This is a genomic window from Ottowia caeni (assembly GCF_050821495.1).
Taxonomy (GTDB): domain Bacteria; phylum Pseudomonadota; class Gammaproteobacteria; order Burkholderiales; family Burkholderiaceae_C; genus Ottowia; species Ottowia caeni.
The window spans coordinates 4,020,971-4,047,082 of the sequence record NZ_CP151080.1; the positions used below are offsets into that span (position 1 = coordinate 4,020,971).

30 protein-coding genes and 1 pseudogene are annotated in these 26,112 nt (G+C 60.0%); 9 read left to right on the forward strand and 22 right to left on the reverse strand.

Features of this window, described 5'->3' with window-relative positions; all coding sequences use genetic code 11:
* Positions 1-6 precede the first annotated feature (6 nt).
* The 5 genes from AAAK34_RS18845 to AAAK34_RS18865 all read right to left on the reverse strand — a co-directional run bounded on the left by AAAK34_RS18845 (position 7) and on the right by AAAK34_RS18865 (position 4,631).
* Positions 7-708 (reverse strand): branched-chain amino acid ABC transporter ATP-binding protein, encoded by a 702-nt coding sequence (locus AAAK34_RS18845; protein WP_231694695.1) that lies wholly within the window; start codon positions 706-708, stop codon positions 7-9.
* Positions 705-1,478, reverse strand: coding sequence for an ABC transporter ATP-binding protein (locus AAAK34_RS18850; RefSeq protein ID WP_231694694.1), 774 nt, complete (start codon positions 1,476-1,478; stop codon positions 705-707). The genes AAAK34_RS18845 and AAAK34_RS18850 overlap by 4 nt, the downstream gene beginning before the upstream one ends.
* Positions 1,475-2,458: a branched-chain amino acid ABC transporter permease gene (locus AAAK34_RS18855; RefSeq protein ID WP_231694693.1), complete on the reverse strand. Its 984-nt coding sequence runs from the start codon at positions 2,456-2,458 to the stop codon at positions 1,475-1,477. The genes AAAK34_RS18850 and AAAK34_RS18855 overlap by 4 nt, the downstream gene beginning before the upstream one ends.
* Before the next feature lie 5 nt (positions 2,459-2,463).
* Positions 2,464-3,324 (reverse strand): branched-chain amino acid ABC transporter permease, encoded by an 861-nt coding sequence (locus tag AAAK34_RS18860; protein WP_231694692.1) that lies wholly within the window; start codon positions 3,322-3,324, stop codon positions 2,464-2,466.
* 101 nt (positions 3,325-3,425) lie between these two features.
* Positions 3,426-4,631: an ABC transporter substrate-binding protein gene (locus AAAK34_RS18865; protein WP_231694691.1), complete on the reverse strand. Its 1,206-nt coding sequence runs from the start codon at positions 4,629-4,631 to the stop codon at positions 3,426-3,428.
* A gap of 284 nt (positions 4,632-4,915) precedes the next feature.
* On the opposite strand from AAAK34_RS18865, the gene AAAK34_RS18870 reads away from it, so the two are divergent.
* Positions 4,916-5,725, forward strand: a complete 810-nt coding sequence (locus AAAK34_RS18870; protein WP_231694690.1) for an FCD domain-containing protein — start codon at positions 4,916-4,918, stop codon at positions 5,723-5,725.
* A gap of 290 nt (positions 5,726-6,015) precedes the next feature.
* Here the strand turns inward: AAAK34_RS18870 and AAAK34_RS18875 are convergent, their stop codons facing one another.
* From AAAK34_RS18875 to AAAK34_RS18900, 6 genes are all read right to left on the reverse strand, one after another.
* Positions 6,016-6,345 (reverse strand): hypothetical protein, encoded by a 330-nt coding sequence (locus AAAK34_RS18875; protein ID WP_431777559.1) that lies wholly within the window; start codon positions 6,343-6,345, stop codon positions 6,016-6,018.
* Positions 6,346-6,843: 498 nt separating this feature from the next.
* On the reverse strand, positions 6,844-7,119 hold the full coding sequence (locus AAAK34_RS18880; RefSeq protein WP_231694688.1) for a type II toxin-antitoxin system RelE/ParE family toxin: 276 nt from the start codon (positions 7,117-7,119) through the stop codon (positions 6,844-6,846).
* 221 nt (positions 7,120-7,340) lie between these two features.
* A complete protein-coding gene (locus AAAK34_RS18885) occupies positions 7,341-8,318 on the reverse strand; it encodes a CobW family GTP-binding protein (protein WP_231694687.1) in 978 nt (325 codons plus the stop codon).
* Complete coding sequence (locus tag AAAK34_RS18890; protein ID WP_431777560.1) at positions 8,315-9,064, reverse strand: IclR family transcriptional regulator; 750 nt, start codon at positions 9,062-9,064, stop codon at positions 8,315-8,317. The genes AAAK34_RS18885 and AAAK34_RS18890 overlap by 4 nt, the downstream gene beginning before the upstream one ends.
* A 41-nt stretch (positions 9,065-9,105) precedes the next feature.
* Positions 9,106-10,221, reverse strand: coding sequence for a zinc-dependent alcohol dehydrogenase (locus AAAK34_RS18895; protein ID WP_231694685.1), 1,116 nt, complete (start codon positions 10,219-10,221; stop codon positions 9,106-9,108).
* Positions 10,218-11,504 carry an aromatic ring-hydroxylating dioxygenase subunit alpha gene (locus AAAK34_RS18900; RefSeq protein WP_231694684.1) on the reverse strand — a complete coding sequence of 429 codons (1,287 nt, stop codon included), beginning with the start codon at positions 11,502-11,504 and terminating at the stop codon, positions 10,218-10,220. Before AAAK34_RS18900 ends, AAAK34_RS18895 begins: the two co-directional genes overlap by 4 nt.
* Positions 11,505-11,608: 104 nt before the next feature.
* On the opposite strand from AAAK34_RS18900, the gene AAAK34_RS18905 reads away from it, so the two are divergent.
* From AAAK34_RS18905 to AAAK34_RS18930, 6 genes and pseudogenes are all read left to right on the forward strand, one after another.
* Positions 11,609-12,592 carry a tripartite tricarboxylate transporter substrate binding protein gene (locus AAAK34_RS18905; RefSeq protein WP_231694683.1) on the forward strand — a complete coding sequence of 328 codons (984 nt, stop codon included), beginning with the start codon at positions 11,609-11,611 and terminating at the stop codon, positions 12,590-12,592.
* Positions 12,593-12,650: 58 nt separating this feature from the next.
* Positions 12,651-12,944 (forward strand): hypothetical protein, encoded by a 294-nt coding sequence (locus AAAK34_RS18910; protein ID WP_431777561.1) that lies wholly within the window; start codon positions 12,651-12,653, stop codon positions 12,942-12,944.
* A 31-nt stretch (positions 12,945-12,975) separates the two neighbouring features.
* A complete protein-coding gene (locus AAAK34_RS18915) occupies positions 12,976-13,932 on the forward strand; it encodes a PDR/VanB family oxidoreductase (protein ID WP_231694682.1) in 957 nt (318 codons plus the stop codon).
* 145 nt (positions 13,933-14,077) lie between these two features.
* Entirely contained in the window at positions 14,078-14,425 is a 348-nt protein-coding gene (locus tag AAAK34_RS18920) for a transposase (RefSeq protein ID WP_431777562.1), read from the forward strand.
* Positions 14,385-14,657 carry a hypothetical protein gene (locus AAAK34_RS18925; protein WP_231694681.1) on the forward strand — a complete coding sequence of 91 codons (273 nt, stop codon included), beginning with the start codon at positions 14,385-14,387 and terminating at the stop codon, positions 14,655-14,657. The genes AAAK34_RS18920 and AAAK34_RS18925 overlap by 41 nt, the downstream gene beginning before the upstream one ends.
* A 3-nt stretch (positions 14,658-14,660) precedes the next feature.
* Positions 14,661-15,203: pseudogene (locus tag AAAK34_RS18930) on the forward strand (FadR/GntR family transcriptional regulator); the annotation flags it as partial.
* A 48-nt stretch (positions 15,204-15,251) separates the two neighbouring features.
* Here the strand turns inward: AAAK34_RS18930 and AAAK34_RS18935 are convergent.
* From AAAK34_RS18935 to glmS, 5 genes are all read right to left on the reverse strand, one after another.
* Positions 15,252-15,461, reverse strand: a complete 210-nt coding sequence (locus tag AAAK34_RS18935) for a hypothetical protein (protein WP_431777563.1) — start codon at positions 15,459-15,461, stop codon at positions 15,252-15,254.
* Complete coding sequence (locus tag AAAK34_RS18940; protein WP_231694680.1) at positions 15,433-16,809, reverse strand: HipA domain-containing protein; 1,377 nt, start codon at positions 16,807-16,809, stop codon at positions 15,433-15,435. The genes AAAK34_RS18935 and AAAK34_RS18940 overlap by 29 nt, the downstream gene beginning before the upstream one ends.
* Before the next feature lie 2 nt (positions 16,810-16,811).
* On the reverse strand, positions 16,812-17,129 hold the full coding sequence (locus AAAK34_RS18945) for a helix-turn-helix domain-containing protein (protein ID WP_231694679.1): 318 nt from the start codon (positions 17,127-17,129) through the stop codon (positions 16,812-16,814).
* A gap of 677 nt (positions 17,130-17,806) precedes the next feature.
* Positions 17,807-18,115 (reverse strand): hypothetical protein, encoded by a 309-nt coding sequence (locus tag AAAK34_RS18950; RefSeq protein WP_231694678.1) that lies wholly within the window; start codon positions 18,113-18,115, stop codon positions 17,807-17,809.
* Between the two features lie 492 nt (positions 18,116-18,607).
* Entirely contained in the window at positions 18,608-20,527 is a 1,920-nt protein-coding gene (glmS, locus tag AAAK34_RS18955; protein ID WP_231694677.1) for a glutamine--fructose-6-phosphate transaminase (isomerizing), read from the reverse strand.
* 135 nt (positions 20,528-20,662) lie between these two features.
* Here glmS and AAAK34_RS18960 point away from each other — a divergent pair, with 135 nt between their 5' ends.
* A complete protein-coding gene (locus tag AAAK34_RS18960) occupies positions 20,663-21,154 on the forward strand; it encodes an Lrp/AsnC family transcriptional regulator (RefSeq protein ID WP_231694676.1) in 492 nt (163 codons plus the stop codon).
* On the opposite strand, the gene AAAK34_RS18965 is transcribed toward AAAK34_RS18960, so the two are convergent.
* The 4 genes from AAAK34_RS18965 to ttcA all read right to left on the reverse strand — a co-directional run bounded on the left by AAAK34_RS18965 (position 21,143) and on the right by ttcA (position 24,306).
* Entirely contained in the window at positions 21,143-21,862 is a 720-nt protein-coding gene (locus tag AAAK34_RS18965; RefSeq protein ID WP_231694675.1) for a lysoplasmalogenase, read from the reverse strand. The two genes, AAAK34_RS18960 and AAAK34_RS18965, sit on opposite strands and share 12 nt — an antisense overlap.
* Positions 21,846-22,490: a histidine phosphatase family protein gene (locus AAAK34_RS18970; RefSeq protein WP_231694674.1), complete on the reverse strand. Its 645-nt coding sequence runs from the start codon at positions 22,488-22,490 to the stop codon at positions 21,846-21,848. Before AAAK34_RS18970 ends, AAAK34_RS18965 begins: the two co-directional genes overlap by 17 nt.
* 96 nt (positions 22,491-22,586) lie before the next feature.
* Positions 22,587-23,234, reverse strand: a complete 648-nt coding sequence (locus AAAK34_RS18975) for a hypothetical protein (protein ID WP_231694673.1) — start codon at positions 23,232-23,234, stop codon at positions 22,587-22,589.
* 91 nt (positions 23,235-23,325) lie between these two features.
* Positions 23,326-24,306 carry a tRNA 2-thiocytidine(32) synthetase TtcA gene (gene ttcA, locus AAAK34_RS18980; RefSeq protein WP_231694672.1) on the reverse strand — a complete coding sequence of 327 codons (981 nt, stop codon included), beginning with the start codon at positions 24,304-24,306 and terminating at the stop codon, positions 23,326-23,328.
* A gap of 96 nt (positions 24,307-24,402) precedes the next feature.
* On the opposite strand from ttcA, the gene aroQ reads away from it, so the two are divergent.
* Positions 24,403-24,852: a type II 3-dehydroquinate dehydratase gene (aroQ, locus tag AAAK34_RS18985; RefSeq protein WP_231694671.1), complete on the forward strand. Its 450-nt coding sequence runs from the start codon at positions 24,403-24,405 to the stop codon at positions 24,850-24,852.
* 81 nt (positions 24,853-24,933) lie between these two features.
* Here aroQ and AAAK34_RS18990 read toward each other — a convergent pair whose 3' ends face one another.
* A complete protein-coding gene (locus tag AAAK34_RS18990; RefSeq protein ID WP_231694670.1) occupies positions 24,934-25,314 on the reverse strand; it encodes a dihydroneopterin aldolase in 381 nt (126 codons plus the stop codon).
* A complete protein-coding gene (locus AAAK34_RS18995) occupies positions 25,311-26,099 on the reverse strand; it encodes an SDR family oxidoreductase (RefSeq protein WP_231694669.1) in 789 nt (262 codons plus the stop codon). Before AAAK34_RS18995 ends, AAAK34_RS18990 begins: the two co-directional genes overlap by 4 nt.
* Positions 26,100-26,112: the final 13 nt, after the last annotated feature.

The window sequence follows — 26,112 nt, forward strand, 5'->3', positions numbered from 1 at the left end:
AATGGATCAGACGAGACCCACGCCCAGGTAGCGATCCTTGACTTCGTCGTCGGCGAGGAAGGCAGCGTTGTCCGCCGAGTGCACGATGGCACCCTGTTCGATGATGTAGTGCCGATCGGCCAGCTGGGTGCAGACTTCCAGGTTTTGCTCGACAAGCAAGATGGCGACGCCCGCAGCCTTGATCGTTTTGAGCTGTGCCACGATCTCCTCTACGATCACAGGAGCCAAGCCCTCCACCGGTTCGTCGAGCATCAGCAGCTTGGGCGCGTTCATGAGCGCCCGGCCGATCGCCAGCATCTGCTGCTCGCCGCCCGAAAGTTGGCCGCCCCCATTGAGACGCCTCTCTTTAAGACGCGGAAAGATGCGGTAAACGTCTTCGAGTTGCCAGGGCGAGCGCTTCCGCTGACCCAGCAGCAGGTTCTCTTCCACGGTGAGCAGCTTGAAGATGCCGCGATGCTCGGGCACGAGGCACACGCCGCGCTGGGCGACGTCGTGCGGCGCCAATCCTTGCACCTCCTGCCCGGAAAACAGGATTCGGCCCTGCGTGGGAGGCACGACGCCGCAGATGCTCTTGAGCGTGGTCGTCTTGCCTGCTCCGTTGCGACCCAGAAGGGTGACCAGTTCGCCATCGCCGACTTGCAGCGAGACTCCTTGCAGCACGTGGCTTTTTCCGTAGTGGGCATGCAGGTTGTCGATGTGAAGGATCATGCTGCCTTGCCCCCGGTGATCATGTTGCCCAGATAGGCGCTGCGCACCCGCTGGTCGTTGCGGATATCCTGAGGCAGTCCCTCGGCCAGCACGCGGCCTTGTTGCATCACGGTCACGGTATCGGAAATGTCCATCACAATGCTCATGTTGTGTTCAATCAGCACCACGGTGTGCTCATCCTTGAGGCTCTTTATCAAGCGCTTCATCTCATCCAGATCGTCGATACCCATACCGGAGGTCGGCTCGTCTAGAAAGATTGCCTTGGGCCGAGCGGCCAACGCCATACCCACCTCCAGCCGGCGCTGCTGGCCGTGTGAAAGATTGCCCGCCGGCGTGTCGGCATAGCGCTCCAGCCCGAGCCGCGCGAGCACACTGGCCACGGCATCTGCCCTGGCACGAGGCCCCACTGGCGCATGCCAGCAGTTCAGAGCATGGGCAGGTGCCGTGCCCTGTGCCGCAAGGCGCAAGTTTTCTCGCACCGGTAGCGTGAGGAACAGGCTGGTAACCTGGAACGAACGTGCCATGCCGCGCTGCACACGGCGGTGATCAGGCTCTTGCGTCACGTCGTGGCCGTCGAACAGAATGCGGCCACCGCTCACGGTCTTGGTGCCCGTGAGCATGTGGAACAGGGTGGTCTTGCCCGCGCCATTGGGGCCGATCACCGAATGCACGGTATTGGCCCGCACCTTCAGGTCCACGCCCCCGAGAGCAACAAATTTGTCGTAACGCTTTTCAACACCGACGGCTTCAAGCAGGATGGGCGCATTCATGCCGCGTCTCCTTGGGTCTTGGCGATCTCTGTCGCTGACGCTTTGCGCCGAATAAGAGACCACACCGTCTCACCCAGGCCCCACAATCCTCGCTGCATGCCCAAGCTGACGACCATCAGCACCACACCCAGCAACAGCAGCCAGCGCGGCCACAACGTCGACAACCAGTCGCCCATCAGCAGATAGAAAGCCGATCCCAACAAAGAGGCCAGCAGATTGCCGGTTCCGCCAATCACGGTCATCACCAGGATCATTTCGCTGGTGTGATATTCGGCGTTAGCCAGCGGCGCAATACCAGTCATCATGGCGTGCAAAGCCCCCGCCAGTCCGGTAACTGCCCCGGAGATCACAAAGGCCTGCAGCTTCAGAAGACGCAGGTTGTAGCCAATGGCGCCAGCGCGCTCCTCGTTGTCTCGCACCGCCAGAAGTGTGCGGCCAAAGATCGATTCAGAAGCCCTCTGCAGGAACCAGAACGTCACCAGAAACAGCACAGCCACGAAACCGTAGTATTGCCAGGGCGAGGTAAGCGGCCACAACGTCATGCCTGCCACCGCAATGGAGGGGCGCGGAATGTCCATCAGGCCGTTGTCGCCCCCCGTCAAGTCAGGGAACGAGTAGGCCAAAAAGTAGAACATCTGGGCAAACGCCAATGTGAGCATGACGAAGTAAGTACCGCGCTGACGTATCGCGACCCAGCCGACAATCGCCGCACCCAAGGCACCCATTGCGACAGCCGCCACCAGCGCCAGCGGCATAGGGAGCGGCCAACGTGTGAGTGTGAGTGCGATGGTGTAGCTGCCCAGGCCAAAGAAAATGCCCTGACCGAATGACAGCAAACCGGTGTAGCCAAGCAGCAAGTTGCAGCCCATGGCTGCGAGGCCAAAGATCAGCACCTCGCTGGCGAGCGAACCCGACTGCATGAGGAGCGGCATGATCAGCACGACGGCCAGTGCCAGCAGCAAGTGAGAATGTTTGCGCATCGCGTTCATACCTTTCGGCCCAGCAGACCATGAGGGAGCAAGAGCAGCACGGCTGCCATGGCGATATAGATCATCAGGCGCGCTCCCTCAGGCCACACCGTGCTCATCACACTCTGCACGATGCCGATCAGCAAACCACCCGCCAGAGCGCCGCCAAAACTCCCCAGACCGCCCACCACCACGATCACAAACGCGACTCCCAGTGCCTCTATGCCCATGAACGGCTCGGCGCCACGAATGGGGGCAGCCAGCACACCTGCAAGCGCAGCGGTCGCCGCACCCAGCGCGAACACGAGACTGAAAATGCGAAAGACATTGATGCCCAGCAGAGACACCATCTCTGTCGACTCGCTGCCGGCGCGAACAGCGCTGCCAAGGCGGGTGCCTTCGAGCACGTACCAAAGGCCTATCGCCAGGAGCGCAGTAAAGCCGATCACGAACAGCCGATACTTGGGATAGACAAAACTGCCCCACATCACTACGCCTTGCAGGAGGTCCGGCACTGGCACCGTGTCCCCCAGCGGCCCCCATTGAAGAATGACCAGCTCCTGCACCACGAGCGCCAGGCCCACAGTCACCAGGATGTGAAACTCATGCGGCTTGGCGTACACATGACGCAGCAAGAGCTTCTCAGTAAGCCAGCCAATGGCCCCCACCACCACAGGCACCACGAGTAGCGCCAGCCAGAAGTTGAACCCCCAGCGCATCATCTGGTAGCAAAAGTACGCACCCAGCAGGTAGAACGCGCCGTGGGCAAAATTCACGAAGCGCAGCAGCCCAAACACGATGGACAGCCCCACGGCCAGCAGGAAGTACAGCATGCCGATGCCGACCCCGTTGATGACCTGCAGCAGATAAATGCTCATAGGATTATTGGAACAAGAGGATGCCCCGGCAGTGCGCAAAGGCGCTGCCGCAGAGCCGAGACAATGAGATACACGGGCCACGCGGCCCGTGCATTACGGGGTCAGGCCAGCTTGCAACCAGTTTGATCCAGCGGCAGGAATGATTTACCGGAACTCACCACGTCAACGTAATCGTCCTTGTTGGCCATCTTGCCCTTGGCCTTGCCCTTGAGCAGGTAGTAGCTCTTGATCACTTGGTGATCACCCTTGCGGATTTCTTCTTCCCCCGTCAAGCCCTGGTACTTCATACCCTCAAGCGCTGCGACCACCGCCTTCGGATCGACCGTTCCGGCCTTGATGATGCCGTCGATCAGCAGCTTGGTGCAAATGTAGGAGCCGGCCAGGCTGTAGTTGGGGTTGCTCTTGAACTTGTCATTTGTGCGCTTGACCAGATCCAGATTAAGCGGCGTTTTGGCTGTGTGCCAATACTGGGCGCCGAAGTACACCCCCTCGCACAAGTCGGCACCAAGCGACTCGAACTGCTCCAGACCCGAGGCCCAGGCGATCAGGATGGTCATGTTCTTGTTCATGCCGAAGCTGATGGCCTGGCGCAGGGTATCGGACGACTGGGAGCCGAAGTTGAGCAGCAGCAGCACATCGGGCTTGGCCGCGATGGCGTTGGTCAGGTAGCCGCTGAATTCCTTCTCGTTGAGCGAATGGTAGCTATTGCCCACATGCTCCAGACCCTTTTCCTTGAAGATGTTCTTGGCCGCTGACAACAAGCCATCGCCGAACACGTATTGCGGCGTGATGGTGTACCACCGCTTGGCTTTCGGGAGGGCATCGATCAGCGGCCGCACAGTCTGTTCAATCGCACCGAATGTAGGCACCGACCAGCGGAAGGTCGCGGGGTTGCAATCTTTTCCCGTGATCTCGTCTGCGCCCGCGGTCGTGATGAAGATGCCTCCGGCCTTCTCAGCCTCCTTACCCATGGCCAGGGACTCGGACGACAGGATGCCCCCGGCAAAGAAGCGCGCCCCTTTTTGCTGCACCGCTTCTTGCACCTTGCGGACCGCAGTGGCAGGCTTGCCTTCCGTATCAAGAACCGTGTAGGCCAGGGGCCGCTTGAGCGCGCTGCCGTATTGCTCAATCGCCAGCTTCATGCCAAGGTCGGCAAATTTTCCGTTGGCTGCGAAAGGCCCGGACATGGGCACCGGGCAGCCGAACTGAATGGCGTCCGACGCTTGGGCCCATGCGCTGCGAGCCAGCCCCAAAGATGCGGGCAAAGCGCCCAGAGCCGAGATCTGCAGAAGTTGACGACGATGCATGAATGTCTCCTGTGGGTGGATAAAGGCCCGACGGCCGGTGGCGAGATGCTTTCGTAAACGCACAATGCGTGCCAATACGTGCTTGGTCAGGTGTCACATGAGGCGCCTGATGCCCAAGATCCTGTGCCCTGTTTGTTTTTCGTATTTATAGTGATAAATAGGAAAAATCTGACCGGTGGAAACCCTAGCCCCCATTTCATTGCACACTGTCGGTGCATACACTGCACCATACGAGTGTCAGATCCGCACCCCAACACAACGGACAGACCAAAGCACCACCCGACATGGCAACCAAAACGACGGGGCAACGCCCAATCAAGCAACTCAAGCGCCCCGATCTGGTGGCCCAGGAGATCAAGCGACTGATCACGGAAAAGAACCTCAGTCCCGGCGACAGGCTGCCGCGCGAGACAGAGTTGCAGGCGCAATTCGAGGTCAGCAAGGGCACCATTCGTGAGGCACTGAAATCGCTGGAGGTCCAGGGCCTGGTGACCATCTCCACGGGCCCATCGGGCGGCGGCACCATCGCCGAGGTGCCGCTAGACCGCACCCTGCAGTTCATGCAGAACTACCTGTTCTTTCAGGAAGTCACGATTGACAACATCTACACCGTGCGCCAATTATTGGAGCCCGAGCTTGCCGCCGGCGCCGTTCCCCACCTGACCGAGGCTGACTTCGCGGCACTGGAGCACAGCATCAGCTGCTGCGATCCGACTAGTAGCAATGAAGATTTGGTAAGCCAGCGGCGTGAGGACGTGAATTTTCACGACATCCTGGCGGCTGCCAACCCCAACCCGTTCTTGCGGTTTACCTGTGAGCTGATCAATGAAATGATTCGCCAGCTCATCGTCTTCGGCAACCGCACACCCAAGACCGAACACCGGCGATTCGGCGAGGCCAACGCAAATATTCACCGCGAGATCGTGCTGGCGGCGCGCGCGAGAGATGCCGAGAAGGTGCGTGAACTCATGACCATTCACATGCGCGACGCAGCCAGCAGCGTCAAGCGCATGAAGGGGCGCATCCAGGGCCGCCTGATTCTCGATGCCGACACCCTGCGCCGCCCACGGTCAGCTCATGTACGCCCTGAGTAGGGTGCTCACCGTTCGTGCAAGCCCCCTGATCACAATAGCGGCTAGAAGCTAATGCTTCAGACGCATGCAGTTCAAACTGACTGGCACTGGCACCATATTAATAACCAACGAACTTCGGCTTACCAAGTTGGTTATCGGTATCTACAAGAAAGGACCGGCTGCAAAAAGCAGCCGGTCCTTTCTGAGTGCGCCTGTGTAGAGCTTGCGTCTACAGCCGCCTGATCGTTGCCGGGGTCATTACACAGTCATAAAAAACAACTTTCGTATTCCCCTGCATTGCCTGAGCCTGATTATTCGGATTCAGCCGACACTTCTTGTGTCTTACGGTTGTAACGTAGCACGATCTTGTTGAGTTCACAGAGGTTGAACCCGTCCCACTCCACCTCAGACTCGTCATCAGTGAAGACCACCTTGATGTCTTGCACGCAGTTCTTCGTGTCACCAAACTTGAACTTTCGAGACTGGCCGTTGATAAGCTGCGTGCTTCCCAGCCTGTCCTTGCCCCAGTTATTTTTCTTGGTAGGAGATATATAAACCTCATTCAAGGCATAGCCGGTACGATTGACTAGCGTGAAGTCCGCGTCAGCCGCCATTGCCGCGCCACTCGATATCAAAGCCACAAGTAATACAACTCTTTTCAGCATAAGACTCTTCAAGATATAGAAAAAAATGTCAACGCAACAGCACATTTTATGCGTTTTGATACATTTTCATTACAACTTGTAGAGCTGTCAAGAAAGAAGTGGAATGCGCACCCTCCAAGTTGGAGGTAGTTCGATTGTGTTACCGCAACACGCACTGAAGTACGGCAATGAATTGCTGATAATTCCCCCATCAGTGGCACAAGTGCATCTGATGAGACTGAAAAGCCACTGCAGCTATGCCGCCCAGGCAGTGCCTAAGCTTGTAGCGGCAAACCAACACGATTCAGCGCTTGAGGGCAGAGACGGCAAGGGCCAAGCCCGGAAACAAAGCAGACGAGCCACAGAGTCACTTTGCTACCAGCCCACGCGGGGCGGCTCATGCGCCAGCAGCTGCTGGCTCGGCTGGGTCAGTGTGTCGAGCTGCTCGTCGTAACGATCGTCTGCTTTGTTGAGCAAGCGTTTGCAGAACCTACGCTAGTCTGCGCCACCTTTGTCACCCCCCACCAGCAGGATGGCCTTACGTTGGGCGTCAAAGGCAAACGCAACCCGCCAGACTTGGCAATTCAATGAAAAACGCAGCTCCTGCATGTTGGTACGCCGCGAGCCCTTCAGCGTATCCACCGTCGGGCGACCGAGATTCGGACCAAACTCGGCCAGCGTTCTTGCGTGCGCCAACAACTCATCCTGCAGATCTTCTTTCAGGGTGATGAACTCCTCGTCAAAAAAGCATCGTGAAAAAGAACTGTCCAAGCGTGATCGAAACCATGTTCTTCAACCCATATGCCGTCGAGACCATGTTCTGATACGACTGGTCTCGGCTGGCGGCAGTACGTCCACATCTAGGGTGAACCGCCGAAGGCCGTCCTTCCATCAATTCAGGCTCAATCGACCAATTCACGCATAATTGGTTACAAATAGTGCCATCAGGGTAGATCATCCAGGTGGCCCCTCACGCACCAGCCAGCGCTTTTCTAAACAGCGTTTTGAGACTTCGCAGCTGCAGTGGAGTAGATCGTCGTAATGCCGAGCACGGGCGTAGGGCCAGCGTAGGGCGTGAACTCCGGTAGAGCGTCGCCAAGCGACCATTGCACACCAGCCAGTGTCTGATCGTTGAGGCGGACAACGCCTTTCAGCCTCAGAAGTTCCGGCGCCAACAACGGACCAAGCCATCGAGGCCATTCATCAAGCGTGACCGGGTCCACGTGTGGATGGAACGTGCTGCGTGCACCGTGGGACGCTGCGGCACCCTTTGAAGGGGCCATCTTGCGATGGAATAGACCCGAGGCTGGTGCGATGGCGCCGACGTCACCACGGACCACTGGCTGCCGGACACGCGCAGCCGCGGTAATGATATCCTGCCAGTCCACTGAGGCCTTCGCGGAGCGCAGCACGGGCGCTCGCCCGTTGCCCGCGTGGAGGATATCGGCCAGTGCATCAGCCTGCGCGGACTTCAAGTCGGTCTTGGTGACGACAAGCACGTCGGCCGCTTCGACCTGCCCCTTCGTCTCCTCATTATTCGCTAGCAGCTGCAGGCCCGCTACAGAGCTGACAACTGTCACGATGCCACGCAGGACATAGCGCTCTCGCAGCAGCGGTACGAGATCGAACAGCCGGGCCATCGGTCGGGGGTCGGCGATGCCCGTGGTCTCGATTATCACGGCATTGAAACGGGGACGCTCACGGCGAAGCCGTGCCCACCAGAGCTCGGTGAGTGCATCCTGCAGGCCAGGCAACCCGCTGCAGCAGATGCACTGGTCCGCGAGCAGCATGGATGCGCTGTCCATACTCCGAGCCAGGATGCGGTCGTCGAAGCCAACCTCTCCGATCTCGTTGATGATCAAAGCGGCATCCGCTAGCGCCTCGTGGCGCAGCCATCGCGCCAGCAAAGTCGTCTTGCCGCTGCCGAGGTATCCCGTCACGAGCCAGACCGGGATCGGTTCGGCTTTCAAATGCCGTCCCTCGGAGAATATCCAAGTCGCTTTGAGATCGCTTGGGCAGAGTCGACAACCATCGCAGCCAGCCGATGCATTTTCGCCTTGGGCAACCGTTGCGTCGGCCCCGCCAAACCGACGGCGGCAACCACTGATCCGGTGGCGTCGAAAATGGGGGCGGCAACACCGCGCATGTCCACTTCGCTTTCTTCGTCGTCCACGGCGTATCCACAATGGCGGACCTTCTCAAGCAACTGTTGTAACGCAGCCTTGTCTGTGATGGTGTGCGGTGTACGCGGAACCAGCGGCGCCCGCAACACCTGGGCCAACACCAGCGGTGGACTGAAGGCCAGCAGCGCGCGGCCTTCGCTGGTACAGAACGCCGGCTTACGCACGCCGAGGTACGAACGGGGTCGAATCGCGTGCTGACTTTCAATGTTTCGGAGGTACAAGATTTCGCTGTCATGCAGCACCGCGAGGTGAATCGTTTCGCCGCTCCGCTCGCACAGGCTATGCAACAATGGCACAGATTCTTCCGCGACATTCATGCGGCGGCGTACGAGCGTACCCATCGAGAAAAGCAGCAGGCCGAGCCTGTAGCGGCCGTCCACAGGATTGCGTTCTAGAAACCCTTCGGAAACAAGCGTCGACACGAGCCGGTGTACGGTACTTTTGGCGAGCCCGAGGCGGGCGGAAAGCGCCGTGATCCCCATCTCGGGCTCCTCTGCGGACAAGGTCTTCAGCAGACGCAGGGCCGAACCCACAGAAGAAAGATGAGTGCCGGATTCCGAAGGTTCTTTAGTAGTCAACTTTGCGGATCAATCGTCATGTGGATCGCCCCGTCCACGCCAAGACCAGCAAGAGACCGCAGGGCGAGATCGGTCTCCTCAAGGCTGAACACGTGCGTGCTCATGGCAGTAACGCGATGGCGGTTGCCCGCGATGAGCTGTAGGGCCAGCTCAACCGAGGCGTAGGAGTGGCCCCGCATTCCCTTGACAGTTAGGAAGTTGGCAATGATAAGGTCACTATCAAACTGGGGAACTGCCTGACGCTTTTGACCCGCCAAGATCACGGTTCCACGCTTGCGGGCCAACTGCATGGCACTCGTCACCGATGCGGTGCCACCCGACGCACAATCTATCACGAGATCAGCCATGTGGCCGCCTGTGAGGTCAGCCACAGTTTCAAGCAGGTCATTCTCTTCGATGTCGATAGTGGCGTCGGCGCCGAGTTCGCGAGCCAACGCCAGGCGCTGCCTGTCGGTGGCGTTCGACAACCCCGTCACAATCACTCGCTCAGCGCCGGCCTCGCGCGCAGCCACCACGCAGGCTAGGCCCTGCTGGCCAGGCCCCTGGATCACGACCGTCTTTCCAGGCCCGGCACCGCCCTGCAGGTAGGTCCACTCAATCCCGTTGGACAGCGGCAGCGCGAGGGCCGCATGGCGAGGCGACACGCCGTCCGGCACCCGGTGGAACACCGTGTTCAAGTTGAGATGCTGGTACTGCGCGAAACCGCCCCACAGCCCCGGCGCCTTGCTGAGCGGCGTGGCGCCATAGCGCGTCCCGCCCAGGCGCCAGTCGGTGGCATTGCACAGCCGGAATTCTCCAGATCGGCAGAAGTCGCAGTGTCCGCAGGGCAGATATTCCTCGAGAGCTACAAGGTCGCCTTCGCGAATTCGCCACTGCTGCGCGGCCAGCGATCCGATGCGCATGACGTGGCCTACCGTCTCGTGGCCCAGCACGAGGGGGCCGCGAGATTTTGGCAGATTCTGGTAGTAACCCCAGTCACTGCCGCAGACACCCGTGACCGCAACCTTGAGCAAGCCGGTAGCGGGATCCGGCGGCGGAAGGTCCAAGTGCTGGATCTCGGTGCGGCCCGGTTCCACCGCGACGGCCGCTTTCACAGTTGAGGCTTGCGTCATACCGAGGCATGCGGCTTGCCCGCTTCTGCGCGCAGTGCATCTCTGGCCGCCTCGTGAAAGACTTCGGCTTCAGGCAGTACGACGGCGGCAGACCGCACACGCTGATGAGCCGGGTCCGTTCCAGGGGGCGGAGATCCCGACTGCGCCAGCGCGGTCGCTGCGGCGATGAGCCGGCGACGGGCCTGCACGATGCCTCGGTCTGTGCCCGTCAGGTTCTCGCGGGTGCGGTCCGCGATGGGTCCCATGCTTTCCTGTAGCGACGAGTCCTGAACCGCGATGCCCTCGACGCCACTGTAAAGTTCGCCGGTGCGTTGACGCTCTCGGTCCATCAGGTAGTCATTGGATTTATTGGCCAGAGGAATGTAGGTCCCAGGCACGTACTTGCAATGGATGCCGTGGCCGTCACGCATGGCCGCCACCTCCTCCTCAGTCAGCGCACGAGTCGGGTGGTAATCAAAGCTCCAGGCCCAGCAATTCTCGTCGTCGATGGGCACCCAGAAATGGCCGTGCACGGGGTGATCGCCGCGCGGAGGAACCATGGTAAAGCAGGGAAGGACCCAAGGCGTTATGCGCCAGTACAGAAAACCAGGCTCAGCTTTGCGCCGTGCGCCAATTAGCAAGCCGGCGTCGATTTCGGCGACCTCGAACTGCGGTCGCAGATCCCCCAGGTTGTATTCATTGCCCTTGGCACCCTTGAACAGCGGGTCACTCTTCAAGCCGCCGCTGTGCAGGAAGGACACATGGCTCGAATCGATTCCACCTTCCAGCGCTTGCAGCCAGTTGCATTCTTGTACCCGTTTGGACATGAAGCTCTGTTCGGGCGGGACGGTCGCGAACTCCCACTCTGGCGGCAATGGCTGCAGCTCCGGCGGCCCCATGTAGATCCAGATAACTCCGCCACGTTCGATCATGGGATAAGACTTGAGCTTGATGCGGTCGCAGTGGCTGCTGCCTTCCGGTTCCGACGGTATATCCGTGCAGCGTCCATTCACATCGAACTTCCAGCCGTGATAAGGGCAGCGTAGCCCGTTCTCTTCATTGCGTCCAAACCACAGCGAAACGCCCCGATGAGCACAGAACTCATCCATCACGCCCAGACGCCCAGATGTGTCCCGGATCGCCACGAGGCGCTCGCCCAGCAACTTCAAGCGCACCGGCGGACAGTCCGGAGTAGGCAACTCTTCAGACAGCAGGGCCGGCAGCCAATAGCGCCGGAACAGTTCGCCCATAGGCGTCCCAGCATCGGTGTGGGTGACAAGTTCGTTCTGTTCTCGTTTCAGCATGGTGATGTCTCTTGTTCCACCTGAAGGAACAGTTTGCCTTCAGGTGGAACAATGTTAAATTACTTCGCTAATGAAATCAAGCTCTACCCTGAAGGAGACGTGAAGTGAATCGAAGACTATTGACGTCGATGTTGCTGTGCGCATCGGCATGGATCGCTATGCCTGGTCAGGCACAGGAGCGCGAGTCGGCAACATGGCCTACGAAGGCGGTGCGAGTGGTTGTGCCCTATGCCGCAGGCGGGACGGCCGACACCCTTGGACGCGTCGTTGGGACCCACTTGCAGGCCGTCTACAAGCAACCGTTCGTGATTGAAAACCGTGCCGGAGGCGCCGGCACGATCGGGTCGGGCCAGGTTGCCAAGACCCCTCCAGACGGGCACACGCTGGTGGTTTCGGGCATCGGCTCGCACGTGATCGCGCCGGTGGAAGTAAAGTCTTTTGATCCCATTGCAGACTTCACCCACATTGCCCTACTCGGTGGGCCGCCGACTGTTCTGGTTGTGAATCCTTCTTTATCCCCCAAGACACTGGCGGAATTCATCTCCTACGCGCAGAACCAGCCCGCTGGTTTGAGCTGGGGCTCACCGGGCATTGGCACGCACGGCGACCTGATTGGTGAGCTCTTCGCACGCCGCGCCAACTACCGGCACACCCCTGTTGGCTACAAGGGTGCCAACCCAGCTGTGGCCGATTTGCTCGGCGGACAAATTCAAGCAGCGGTTGTCACCTACCGTACGGCAGCCGCGCACATCAAGGCTGGCAAGCTCAGGGCGCTCGCCATCACGGCGCCGACGCGGCAGCCAGACATCCCGACCGTGCCGACGTTCGCGGAACTGGGGTTCCCGGAACTCACAGCCAGCACCTGGTTCTCCCTGTCTGGCCCGGCCGGCATGCCGCCCGCGCTGGTCAGCAAGATCAACGAGGAAGTGCGGCGCGGCCTCAAGTCACCGGCCGCTCAGAAGCTCATGAAGGAGGAAGGTATCGAGATCCCGGACATGGACGCGCCGGCCTTCAATCGCTATCTACGGGCAGAACTCGACCGCTGGGTACCTCTGGTTAAATCGAGGGACACCTCCGGGGCACGTTGATATTTTCGCCAAAGACGTCGCGTGGGCGTGAACTAGCTCTGCCTTTCGGTCGCAATGGGTGACTACGAGCGCGCCCAAGGGCGAGACGATCTCGGAGATGCTGAACCGCGGTCAGCTCAATAGTTTCAAGGGGCCGAGGCCTCTGCATTCGACAGCGCGACGCAACCCGAACATTGGTTGGCTTTTCGGCAATCCCACAGCGACCGCCAAGTCGGTGTTGGGAGAGGACTACTGGTCGTATGGCGTGGCCCATGCTCGCCATACCCGTGAGACTTTCGTGCGCCACCAACATGTCCAGAGGTTGTCGGCACGGCCCACGGAAGTGGGCAAACTGTTCTACCCATCCACTTAAGACAATTACCGCATTTGAGGAAACATTTGCCATGACCACTAATCTTTTGGAAGTTCGGGTCGCACGCAAGACCGTGGAAGCGGTAGACATCTGCGGCCTCGAACTGGTCGCCTGCGATGGCCAACCTCTGCCAGCCTTCACTGCCGGCTCGCATGTGGATGTACATCTGCCCAATGGCCTGGTGCGGCAGTATTCAATACACAACGATCCGTCTGAGCGGCACTGCTACCGGATCGCGGTCTTGCTAGACGCCGCTTCGCGCGGCGGTTCGCGCGCCGTGCACGAAATGGTGCAACAGGGCGATCTGCTCCGCATTAGCATGCCGCGCAACCTGTTCCCGCTGGCCGCCAACATTCGGCACAGCCTTTTGCTGTCGGGCGGCATCGGCATCACGCCAATCCTCTCCATGGCACGACAACTCTCGGCCATACAGGCGGACTTCGAGATGCACTACTGCACACGCTCGCGCGAGCGCACCGCGTTCCTCGCTGAGATCCAGGCCTCTGCGTTCGCGAATCAGGTGCGCTTCCACCACGACGACGCTCAGGCCATCGATCTGGCCGCCGTGCTGGCTGAGCCCTCACCCGATCGGCACCTGTACTTCTGCGGCCCCAAGGGATTCATGGATGCCGTGCAAAAGACGGCCGAACTGCAGGGATGGGCACCGGAAAACGTGCACTTTGAATTCTTCTCCGCCGCTCCTGTTAAGCAAGCCGACGACGGCGCCTTCGATGTACACCTGGCCCGCTCGTGCCGCGTGGTACGCGTCCCCGCCACGCAGTCGGTCACCCAGGCGCTGGCCGAGGCCGGCGTCATGATCGAAACCTCGTGCGAGCAAGGTGTATGCGGCACATGCCTCACCCGCGTACTCGAAGGCGAACCGGAGCACCGAGACATGTTTCTCAGCCCCGGCGAGCAGGCCCGTAACGACTGCTTTATGCCGTGTTGCTCACGCGCACGCAGCGCCACGTTGGTGCTGGACCTGTGACCGCCAGCGCGCCGCCGGGCGTGCTGCTTTTGCGCCTGCCCGACGCGGCATACAGAAACAAAAAAGCCCCGAGTTGATTTCCGGGAGTTTTTCGATGTTTGCCTCCCCCGCCACGGACGATTTCTTCCGCTAACGCATCGACCAGATGATTGAGGTGCGCCATCCGCTGGCGGTGCTGGCTTCGCGCATGCCATGGCAGGAGATCGAAGCACGGGTGACACACCGCCTCGTGCTCAAGGCTCACGCGGGAGTGTCCATGCCCGATCTGGATTTGTTTGGCGAACAAGCCACTCGCGTGGCACCTCGCAGCACCGCCGGACGCCCCCGCGTGCCGCTGCGCATCATGATCGCGCTGGTGTACCTTAAGCATGCTTTCAACGAGTCCGATGAGGGCGTGGTCGAGCGCTGGGGCGAAACGCCTACCTGGCAATTCTTCTCAGGGCAGTCGTATTTTGAGCATCGCCGCCCAAAGCGGTCAACGCAAGGCCGTTGACGGTCAGCCCAAGCTCTATGCCTGGCAAGCGGCTGAAGTGGCGTGCATCAGCAAGTGTGAGATCAGTGACCGCCTGCATGCAGTGCTATGTGCGGCTGGCTACAACCTCAAGTGGCTGCTGTGCATGATCGTCAAGAAGGGCATCACCTTCCTCGAGGAGGTTTTTTGCGCCTGCAACCGACACGCTCACAGCGGCTGTCTTGGCTGGGGTCTGTCGTGGCCAGGCTTCTGAGCGCTGCAGTTCATGCAGAACTACCTGTTCTTTCAGGAAGTCACGATTGACAACATCTACACCGTGCGCCAATTATTGGAGCCCGAGCTTGCCGCCGGCGCCGTGCCCCACCTGACCGAAGCCGACTTCGCGGCACTGGAGCACAGCATCAGCTGCTGCGATCCGACAAGCAGCAATGAAGACCTGGTAAGCCAGCGGCGCGAGGACGTGAATTTTCACGACATCCTGGCGGCTGCCAACCCCAACCCGTTCTTGCGGTTTACCTGTGAGCTGATCAATGAAATGATTCGCCAGCTCATCGTCTTCGGCAACCGCACACCCAAGACCGAACACCGGCGCTTCGGCGAAGCCAACGCAAAAATTCACCGCGAAATCGCGCTGGCGGCGCGCGCGAGAGATGCCGAGAAGGTGCGTGAACTCATGACCATCCACATGCGCGAGGCGGCCAGCAGCGTCAAGCGTATGAAGGGGCGCATTCAGGGCCGCCTGATTCTCGATGCAGACACCCTGCGCCGACCCCGGTCAGCGCATGTGCGCGGCAAGTAGCGAGCTTAACTTTCGTGCAAACGCCACTGATCTGCAGCTGATGTTGCTTCAACCTAGAAGCGGCAGTTGGACGCGCCCGAGCAGGTCGTCATCGGGTGCGCTGGCAAGACGTGAGGACGCGGCAGGCCCCTGGCCTGCAAGAACGAGCAACGCCGCCAGCGTGCCCGAGGGCGGCCTGATCGGGTGCGTAGCGCTCTCAGCCGCAGCCGGCCGCCCAAAAAGGTGAGCGTTATCGGAGCATCGAAATTGAGTGTCCACTCGGCTTTCTTGGAGATTGCAAGCGGTCAACTGCCGGATCCAGGTTAACCTGCGCTAGCCATTCCGCATACGCGAAGGATGGTCGCACATCATCCACTAGGCGGTCCATTCGAGACGCATCTTCGATGCTGGGAGCAGCAGCAGTTCGTAACAGGGGCTCCCACTGTTGGGCAACTAACGTAGCGGCTTCCCTCATCCATTTGATCGCTCCCGCACGGTCAAGCCCCATCCGCTCGGCAGCATCGGCGATCCGCGAGACGCTTGTACCTGAGCGCCCATCAGTACCAGTCGCGAGTGACAGATTGGGGCCTTCTTCGATCTTTTCCGGCATGCCCGTCATGTTGGGCGTGATGTCGAAGGCAGGGGAAAGACCCCAGGCCATGCGCTCGTCGTTTTCCGCCACTCGATCCAAGAGCAACCCTGTGTTAAGCGGGTGATCGTCGGTGTTCCCCACCAATGCGTTGAATGCCATCCGCTTCCACAGTTCAGCCAGTTGCCCACCCAGGCGCGTACGATGATCACCCTTGCGGTCTTTCGTCCAGATTCTAAGTTGGTCCGCCAACGCCAGGTACGAGCGCTCCGGATCACCTCTTACTGCACTGATGCGCAGTCGTAAGACTGTGTGTGCACTTGCATAGAGCTTTCGCGTCGGCTTGAATGGGTCGCCACCCCTGTCGAAGCGCTGGACCATCAATACCTGGTGAGCACCAAAGGTATGCAGTTTCACGGGCGCCACATATAGGCCGACCTGCTTGGCCAGACTCATCGTCACGTACTCCCGCGCAGGCATTGCCCGCCTGTCTCCTCGGGCTTGCATTTTCACTAGCCACAGACACCCCTCATCGACCAAGGTAGCCTTAGGTCGCTCACCCCCTGCGCTCGTGTCCAGGTCATCATTCAAGCGACGCACTGCGCGGCTAGAGGGTTCGTATTCCCCAAGCTCTTCGGCGAACTGCTTCAGGACCATGAGCCCCTTCGGGCGCCATCGCAGCTTCCTCTCGATGTCACTGCAGGCCTCGATCGCGCCAACGCCATCGGGAACTCCGAGCTCCAGCAGTTGCAGTGCGTCCAAGTTATCCCCGTGAATCGCTTTGAGGCGATCCTCCCCGTATCCAGCGGGCTTTGCATCCCGAACAACTCCGGGAAGGCCGTCCGAGGCCAATATCGCCATGCCTCTGGAGGACCGAGAGATTCGCAGCTCGACAGGGTCAAGTGCGAGCGCTCCCGGTTTCTTCGTGTAGTCGGGGTGATAGATGAAGCGAGCGCCGTTGCCGATCACGAGATCGCCCGCTCTGACAGGCTCGTCTCGCCCAGGCAGCCAAACCCAAATTGGAGTGACAACAGTCATGACTATTTTAGATTCCGCTCCGCGTATGCGAGCGTCTCAGGATCATCGCGTGGATCCAGCAGCTTCTCGACTTGACCAAGGAGGCCCAATGCTTGAAGCACCTTGAAAAGATTGCCAACGGCGACCCCTCCGGCGCCATCTTCCAGGGATCGGACGGTCGAAGTTGAGACGTCGGCAAGATGTGCGAGCTCCTCCTGCGTCAGGCCGCGCAGTTTCCTTGCCATAGTGACCCGTCCACCCAGGCGCTCCAATGCGCCGCTCACAATGACCGGGAACGAGCGGACTCTTGAGTTGCTCTGGGGTGAGGAGAGGCGAGCCATGAGAGGAATTCTAAGGGTTTTCAGTGATATATCAGCAATTTTTTGCTCTTAAACGTTGATATTTCATTGATTACCCTTATCCTCAACCACGCCGAGTCGCTCGGTACCGCCCTTTCAAAGATCTATAGGGAGTTTCTTGCAGTTGTCGCGCTCTCGGTTGACAGCACGCAGCGGCTCATGTGCGTGACAACTGGCGGCGGGTGTTCAACCTGGATCAGAACAACGTGGGAAGTCCCTGTAGGGTTCTAGTGCCCTGAATTGCAAATTCGTTGAACAAATCCACCGACAATCGCCGCCATGCTGCGTCACAAAGCCTCGCGATACCACTCGGTATCGCTGCGTTTTGTTCCTTGCCTGACACCGATTTCGGCAGATTTGTTTCTTCAACGAACTTACAACTCAAGACACTAGCATTGGGGCGCCGATTCAGGGCGACGGCGTTCGCTGGCAATCTCGAGCTTTCAAGAAAGTCCCTTTGAACCGCAGCTGTTGAGAATCTTTCAGAACGCCTGTCATGCACTCTGTTGCTTGCGCTCGCAAAGACAAGGCGATCAAAAGCACAGAAAGATTTCGCCCAGAGAGCGCGTCGTTGTAAGTTGTGGCAGCAGCTGTCTTTGGCCGCTCAACTCCATGAAGCAGCGAACTCCACTCCGTCAGTTGGTGGGCTGACCCTGAAGTCATTGAGCCTGTCTGCGAACACCTTCGAAAATGGCCTCGGCCACATCTTGCGGGAAGTCAGCGGGTATCTGCAAGGTGACGGCGGCTATGGCTGGCTCTAACCGGGCGAGCAGTTCGGCCAGGATGTCCTCGGCGCTCGCGCCCCAGCCGCACCTGGCTGCGGTGACGTTGAAATGGCCCCGCATGATGGTGGCCAGCTCATAGTGACGGATCTTGCCGCTCACTGCCATGGCCAATTCGGCATTGCGCCATGCCAGTTGGCTTTTCCCATTGCCGATAATGAGCCAGGCAGAGAGCACCTCGTACAAGGGGGTCAGCGCATATGCGCTACCAACGCACGGAACCACCCCGCCCTACGGGCACCCCTCCACAGAGGGGAATTATTTCGGGCGTACAGAGCGCCCGCCAAACAATTCCCCTCTGTGGAGGGGTGGCAGGCAAAGCCTGACGGGGTGGTTGCATTAAGAGGCTCAGAGCGCTTTTGATCGCCGCTGACAGTGGAGGCAATCCCCGATCGCGGCAGTCGGCGCAGGAACTGCCCGAACTTAACTATGCCCTTCATACCGCTTTTGCGGACCCTGCGGCTCGTATTCGGCCCCGCGCGCCGCTACAGCGCTCGACCTGGTTGGCTGGCTAACTTGCTCATGGAGCCGCTTTGTGTGGGCAGTACTGGCCGACTAGGACCCGCGCACTCGCCCACGTGAACGCGGCTCGTTCGCCAGGACAACGGTCTTTCCGCGGCACAGGACCAAGAGTGACCTCAGATCGACTTGGTCACAAAAAATTACCCTCTAGCCAAACTACTCCACGGTCACTGACTTCGCCAAGTTCCTGGGCTTGTCTACATCCGTTCCCCGCGCCACTGCGGTGTGATAAGCCAACAACTGCAGCGGCACCACGTGCAGAATGGGTGAAAGCGGGCCGTAGTGCTCGGGCATGCGGATCACATGCACGCCTTCGCTGGACTCGATTCGGGTGTCGGCATCGGCCAGCACATAAAGCACTCCGCCTCGGGCGCGCACCTCTTGCATGTTGCTCTTGAGCTTTTCCAGCAGCGCGTCGTTAGGCGCCACGGTGACCACCGGCATGGCGCTGGTGACCAGGGCCAATGGGCCGTGCTTGAGTTCACCCGCGGCATAGGCTTCCGCGTGGATGTAGGTAATCTCCTTGAGCTTGAGTGCGCCCTCCTGTGCCACGGGGTAGTGCAGGCCACGGCCCAGGAACAATGCATTTTCCTTGGTGGTGAACTGCTCGGCCCAGTCGATGATTTGGGGCTCCAGCGCCAGAACGCCTTGCAGCGCTACCGGAAGATGCCGCATGGACGTGAGGTGCGCGGCCTCCTGCTCGTCGGTCAGCAAACCGCGACTGCGTGCCAGCGCAAGCGTGAGCAAGAAAAGGCCTACCAACTGGGTGGTAAAGGCCTTGGTGGAAGCCACGCCAATTTCCACGCCTGCGTGCGTGATGTACGCCAGCTTGCATTCACGCACCATGGCACTGGTGGCTACGTTGCACACCGTAAGCGTGTGCTGCATGCCCAAGCCTTGCGCATGGCGCAACGCTGCCAAGGTGTCTGCCGTTTCGCCTGATTGGCTGATGGTGACCACCAGCGTTTTGGGATCAGGCACGGATTCACGGTAACGGTATTCGCTGGCAATCTCGACCTGGCACGGGATTTTGGCAATGCTTTCCAGCCAGTACTTGGCCACACAGCCTGAGTAGTAGCTCGTGCCGCAGGCCAGGATCAGCACCTTGTCGATCGCGCGGAATGTGGCGTAGGCGCCCTCGCCGGGGGCATGATTGTTGGCGGCCTCGAAAAGCTCCGGCACGACGGATTGAACGCCCTCAAGCGTGTCAGCCACGGCGCGGGGCTGCTCGAAAATCTCTTTCTGCATGTAGTGCCGATAGGGCCCCAACTCGGAAGCGACACTCATAGCCTGCACGATCTTCACGGGGCGCGACACACTTTGGCTGGTTCGGTCGGTGATCCAGTATTTACCGAGCTGGACGTCGACCACATCACCCTCTTCGAGGTAGACGATCTGATCAGTGACGCCGGCCAAGGCCATGGCATCGCTGGCCAGGAAGTTCTCCTGCCCGTCAGCACCCAGACCTAGCACCAGGGGCGAACCCTCGCGGGCGCCGACGAGGCGCTGCGGCTCGTCGCGGTGCAGCACCGCCAGAGAATAGCTGCCGCGCAGCCGCTTGACTGCCGCCTGCACCGCATGAAACAGATCGCCTTCGTAGAGGCTGTCGATCAGGTGAACGATGGTTTCGGTGTCGGTCTGGCTCGTGAAGAAGTAGCCACGAGCCAGCAGTTCTTCGCGCAGGGCTTCATGGTTTTCAATGATGCCATTGTGAACCAGCGTGACGCGCGCCGGGCGCGATGCTGCTTCTTCGCCGCCCATGCCGTTGGGCACCGGACCCCGGCTGACATGCGGGTGAGCGTTGGCCACTGCGGGAACACCATGTGTGGCCCAACGGGTATGAGCGATGCCGGTGGTGCCCGCCATACCCTGAGCGTCGGCTTGCGCAGCCAGATCGGAAACACGCGCGATGCCGCGCAGGCGCGTCAGTTTTGTGCTGGGTGCCGGCGAGGCGCCGTACGCCGCGTGCACCGCCACGCCGCAGGAGTCGTACCCACGGTATTCCAGGCGCTGCAGCCCCTGGACCAGGATGGGAACGATATTGCGCAATGAGACCGCACCAACGATGCCACACATACTTGCCTGCCTTTCTAACGGATGCGCAATACTACGACTGACGATATGAAATTATCGTTAAATATAGACACATCAATTGAAATGATTGAAACTCTCAAAGCTTGTATGAATTTAAATTTCATTTAAACTCATTCTATGAATGATAATTTCATAGATGAGATCGACTGGATGCTGCTTGATCAGCTCCAGCGTGACGCCAGTCTGAGCAACCAGGCGCTGGCTGAGCAAATGAACATTTCCCCGCCTACGTGCCTGCGCCGCGTGCGGCGACTGCGGAAGGAGGGGTTGATTACCGGCCAGGTGGCACTGTTGAACGAGGACGCCGTGGCGGCACACCAAGGCCACGGCTTAACGGCGATTGCCGAAGTGTCTCTGGACCGCCAGGGGGACGAGCACCTGGCAGCCTTTGAGCAGCGTGCCATTCACGAGGCCGCGGTCACCCAGTGTTACCGCGTCACGCCGGGGCCTGACTTCGTTCTCATGATCCGCGTGGCGAACATGCCCGGGTATCAGGCACTGGCACAACGGTTGTTCACGCAAGACTCCAACGTACGCAACGTGAAGGTTTTTTTCTCGGTACAGCGCAGCAAGTTTGACCCGCGCCTGCCGGTGAGATCAGCCCCGTGAGGCGAGGGCTGGCCGCACAAAGACCGTGATGAGGGTCTGCGCAATGTAATAGGTGCTCAGCACCCACACTTGCGACAGCGGCAAAGGAGACACGAAACGATTGGTGGCCAGCAGTGAGTCACTCAACATGAAGCTGGCCGAGCCCACCGCCACCCACATGCTGGCCTGGTCGCCAATGGCCCTGGCACGCCCGAAGGCCTGAGCGGCCATCAAAGCGATGACAAGCACATAAGCCGCCACCGGGATACGCAACCCAGGCGGCAAGCCACCGACCCAGAGGAATGCGTACATCGCCAAGCCGACAGCGAGCGTGGCCGCCAACGCGGGCCGACTGGGAAACCAGGACACATCTCGTTTAAACAGGCGGATATAGGCTAGGTGCGCCAGCAGAAATGCCACCAGACCAGGAATAAAGTAGCCGGGAAACATCAGAGCAATGTCGCCAAGCATGGAGAGCAACAGGGCGATCGACAGGTTCAGATAAAACCCCTTGCCGGAGGGCTCAGCCTGCGCGCGTGCCGCCACGAAGGCGATCGCAAAAACCATGGTCAGCGGCTTGAAGACCCGATGCCACTCGACTAATCCTGCCGCCGAAGTGCCGGTGGACAGGAGCGCCGACACGACAAGAAGAACCAACCATAAGCCCAGACGCCCGGGGAGAAACGCCGATTGAGGCTCGTTGGGAGCAGACTTAAGCAGTGCTTTCATCGAGCGAAGCGCCTTCCAGATGTGTCTCGTCGCCCCAGCCGACGATTGAAATGCCGTCCGGGGTCCAGAGCAGGCGGTTGACGGCTGCATTGCCCAGTTGCCAGGTACGAGCGTCTTGAATGCCCAAGCCCGCTGCGATTCGGTAGAGTATATCCAGCACGCCACCGTGCGTGAACAGTGCGATATGCTGGCCTACGTGGCGCGCTGCGAGCTGATCTACCGCCTGAGCCAGCCGCTGCCGGAGATCGGCCAGGGACTCTCCTCCTCCTGGCGGTCGCCAGTCAGGATCGCGCTTGCGCCAGCGCTCGGCCTCATGGGGCCAGGTATCGCTTACCTGCGCGAATGTCATGCCTTGGTACTCGCCAAAGCAACGCTCGCGCAGAGTTGGTGTAAGGGTGAGCGAGGCACCCAGGGCGTTAGCCGTCGCCTGGGCGGTATCGCGTGCGCGGGCCAGGTCGCTGCTGTAGATGGCATCTATGGTGTCGCGCTCAGCCAGTGCGCACGCCAATCGGCGCGCCTGTTCGCGGCCGATGTCGTTCAGCCCGATATCCAAATGGCCCTGAATGCGCAGATCGCGGTTCCAGGGGGTTTCGCCGTGGCGAATGGCAGTGATGCGTGTAGCCTCCATGGCTGGATGATGCCACTTTTTATTGCACTGCTTGGCTTAAAAAGGGTTTGCGCTCAAGAAACGAATGCCAAGCTGGAGCTTGGCGGTCCCAGGGGGTCAGCGAACTGGCTGCGCTGGTGCAGGCCCGATGGGCAACAAGGGGACGTCGACCCGGCGCGTGGGCTGCATGGGCGCAGGGTAGCCTTCCAGTGCGGCCACAAAGAGCGCGGCGAGGACGTTTTCGGTGTCATGCCAGGGGCCGTCATGGCGCGCGCGGGTGTCGTACACGATCTGCCCGGTCTGGAGGTCTCGCATCAGCAGACTGACTTCGCTCACGTAGGCAGGAATGGAAGGGTCCCACAGGGGGCCGCCAAAGCCGAAACCCACGCTGCCGCCACGAAAACTGTGCCCAACGCCCAGCCCGAATGTCCAACCCGGTCGCACATAGCCACCCGGCCAGCCACTGCCGTCGAGCCAGTATGCCGACACTTGACCACCCACCTGCACGCTGACGCTGGGCTTCAATCCGTCGTGCACAAGCCCCGCCCGAGCGAGTGCAGACGCAGCCATGGCTTCGAGCCGCTCGGGCGCGGGCTGACCCACCGTCTGCGGGCCGCGTTCGAAGCGGTAGTGGGCTCCGGATAGCACCGCTGATCCTGGCGCCCGTGCAGCCTGAGTTTGCACGTAAGCGTCTACGTTCCGGGGACCAGTGGCGCAGGCACCCAGAAGAACGGTGGCCAATAAAACAACGAGGGTCGCGCGCATACTGCTCTCCTTCAGCGTGTTCGCCAGATGGCGTTTGCCGATTTTCTTTCGGCGCTTGCCGCTCAACGAACCATGGCTCGTTGAGAACCAATTAGCCGCCAGCCCCTGGCTCGCAAGCGCCGCCGCTGGGCGCGTCCATCCAGCGGATGGCTCCCAGCACCGGGTGCGGAGGCGGCTCAATGCGTTCCTCATCAAACGCTTTGTCGCCCTGCTCGTCTGGCACTCCGGTAGGTTGCAGGCTCTTGAAATCGTGCAGGCTGCTGTCCATCAGGTGCGAGGGGACCACGTTTTGCAACGCGGTGAACATGGTTTCCACCCGGCCGGGGTATTTTTTGTCCCAGTCGCGCAGCATGTTTCCCACCACTTGCCGCTGCAGGTTTTCCTGGCTGCCGCACAGATTGCAAGGAATGATCGGAAACTTCCGGTGCTCGGCCCAGTCGATGAGATCTTTCTCGGCCACGTTCGCCAGGGGGCGAATGACAATGAACTCGCCGTTGTCGCTGGTCAGTTTGGGGGGCATGCCCTTGAGCTTGCCGCCGAAAAACATGTTCAGGAAAAAGGTCTGCAGCATGTCGTCGCGGTGGTGGCCCAAGGCGATTTTGTTGCATTTCAAGCGCCGCGCCACGCTGTAGAGAATGCCCCGGCGCAGGCGCGAGCACAGGCTGCAGGTCGTCTTGCCTTCCGGGATCTTGGCCTTGACGATGCTGTAGGTGTCCTGCGTTTCAATGTGGTGCTCAATACCCAGATCTTGAAGATATTCTGGCAACACATGGGCGGGAAAGCCCGGTTGCTTCTGATCCAGGTTGACCGCTACCAGCTCAAACGGCACGGGGGCGCGGCTTTGCAGCTTCATGAGGATGTCGAGCATGGCGTAGCTGTCTTTCCCGCCAGAAAGACATACCATGACGCGATCGCCCGCCTCGATCATGTTGAAATCGGCAATGGCCTGGCCGACCTGGCGGCACAGGCGCTTCTCCAGTTTGAGCGCTTCGCGCTCGGTTTTGCTACGGGCGGCGGGGCCGGCAGGGCTCGGTGCGGCCAGCGCTTCTTCGGAAACCATCAGGGTGCTCATAACCCCGATTGTCCTATTTCAGCGGAAGACGTGCGCGAACAGTGAACAAACACGTTGCAAAATCACGGCCAGGATCAGAACCACACTGAGGCACCCATGAAAAAAATCCTGATGCTGCACGGCGTCAACCACAACATGTTTGGCAAGCGCGACCCAGCGCAGTACGGCACCATCACGCTGGCAGAGATTGATGCACGTCTTCAGGCCCTGGGCCAGGAGTTGGGTGCAGAGGTCGAGAGCTTCCAGACGAACAGCGAGGGGGCGATGTGCGAACGCATACATGCCGCTTACTCTGAAGGCAAGGATGCGGTGCTGATCAATGCCGGCGCGTGGACGCATTACAGCTACGCGCTTCGCGATGCGCTGGATATTTTGACCTGCCCGATCGTGGAGTTGCATATGTCCAACATTCACGCGCGGGAGGAGTTCCGGCATCATTCGGTGTTCGCCGATATTGTGCGCGGGCAGATTTGCGGGTTCGGCGTGGACAGTTACCTGTTGGCCTTGCGGGCGGCCATGGCGGCGTTGCCTGCGGACAAGGCTTGAGTCGTTGATGCGCTGTTTGTTGGGCTTCCTTCGTCAGCCCAACCTACGGGAAGACTGCCGCGGGACGCTCTGAGAGCCTGTTTACGACCACTGGCCTGATTCCATGCGGATGGCCACTTCGCAATCGTCAAAAATCTCGAGTTTGGCGATTTTTACCCGCACGCCCTGCACGCCGGGTAACTGCAAAAGGCGCTGGCTGAGTTTGCCGATCAGCGATTCAAGCAGGTTCACGTGCTCGGCAGTGCACTCGTCGATGATGATCTGGCGCACCTTGCGGTAGTCCAGCACATGGGTGATGTCGTCATCGCTGGGCTTGAGGGGCTGCGCGCCAAGGTTCAACTCGGCGTCGACCTGTATGGGCTGCGTGTTGTCACGCTCGTGGGCCAGAATGCCCAGGGACGCGTCAAAACGCAGCCCAGTCAGCGTGAGGCTCTGATGCCCGGTGGCAGGAAATTGGTTCATGGTTGCATCAGCGAAAAATCGCGTTCAAACTTCATCAGGTGTTGGCCACCATCGACCAGCAAGGTGGTACCCGTGATGGAGCGATTCTCCAATGCGAACACCACGGTCTTTGCAACGTCTTCTGCTGTGGAAGAGCGGCCTAAAGGGCTGAGAGTATGCAACGCCTCGAACTCCGCAGGCTCCAGCATATGACTGGTTAAGGTCAGTCCCGGCGCCACACCTACTACCCGTACCAAGGGGCTAAGCGCCTGGGCGAGCAAGGTGGTGGCTGCGTGCAAAGCTGCCTTGCTGAGGGTGTAACTGAGAAAATCCGGGTTAGGGTTGAACAGTTTTTGGTCGAGCAGGTTGACCACTGCGCCACTGGCTGGTCCGGCACCACGCTCGGCCAAGTGGGCATGAAGAGCCTGCGCCAGCAAAATGGGCGCTGCCGTGTTTGTACGCCAATGGTGCTCCATGGCTTCCATGCCAAAACTCGCGGCATCGTCAAACTCGAACAGGCTTGCGCTGTTCACCACGGCATCTATTCCGCCCATTTCGGCCACCACGCGCGGAAGCAAGGCCCGCACTGCCTGCTCGTCGGCCAGGTTCGCCTCGAATAGGCTCGCGTCGCCCGCATGCTCCCTGCAAACTGACGCTGTCTGTTCCGCGTCTTCACGGGACGATCTATAGTGCACCGCCACCTGCCAGCCCGAACGGGCCAAAGCCAGCGCGATCTCACGCCCAAGCCGCCGCGCGGCACCGGTCACAAGCACCCTGCGGGGCGCATCAGGAGAAGGGGTCAGCATTTTTAGGGACAAT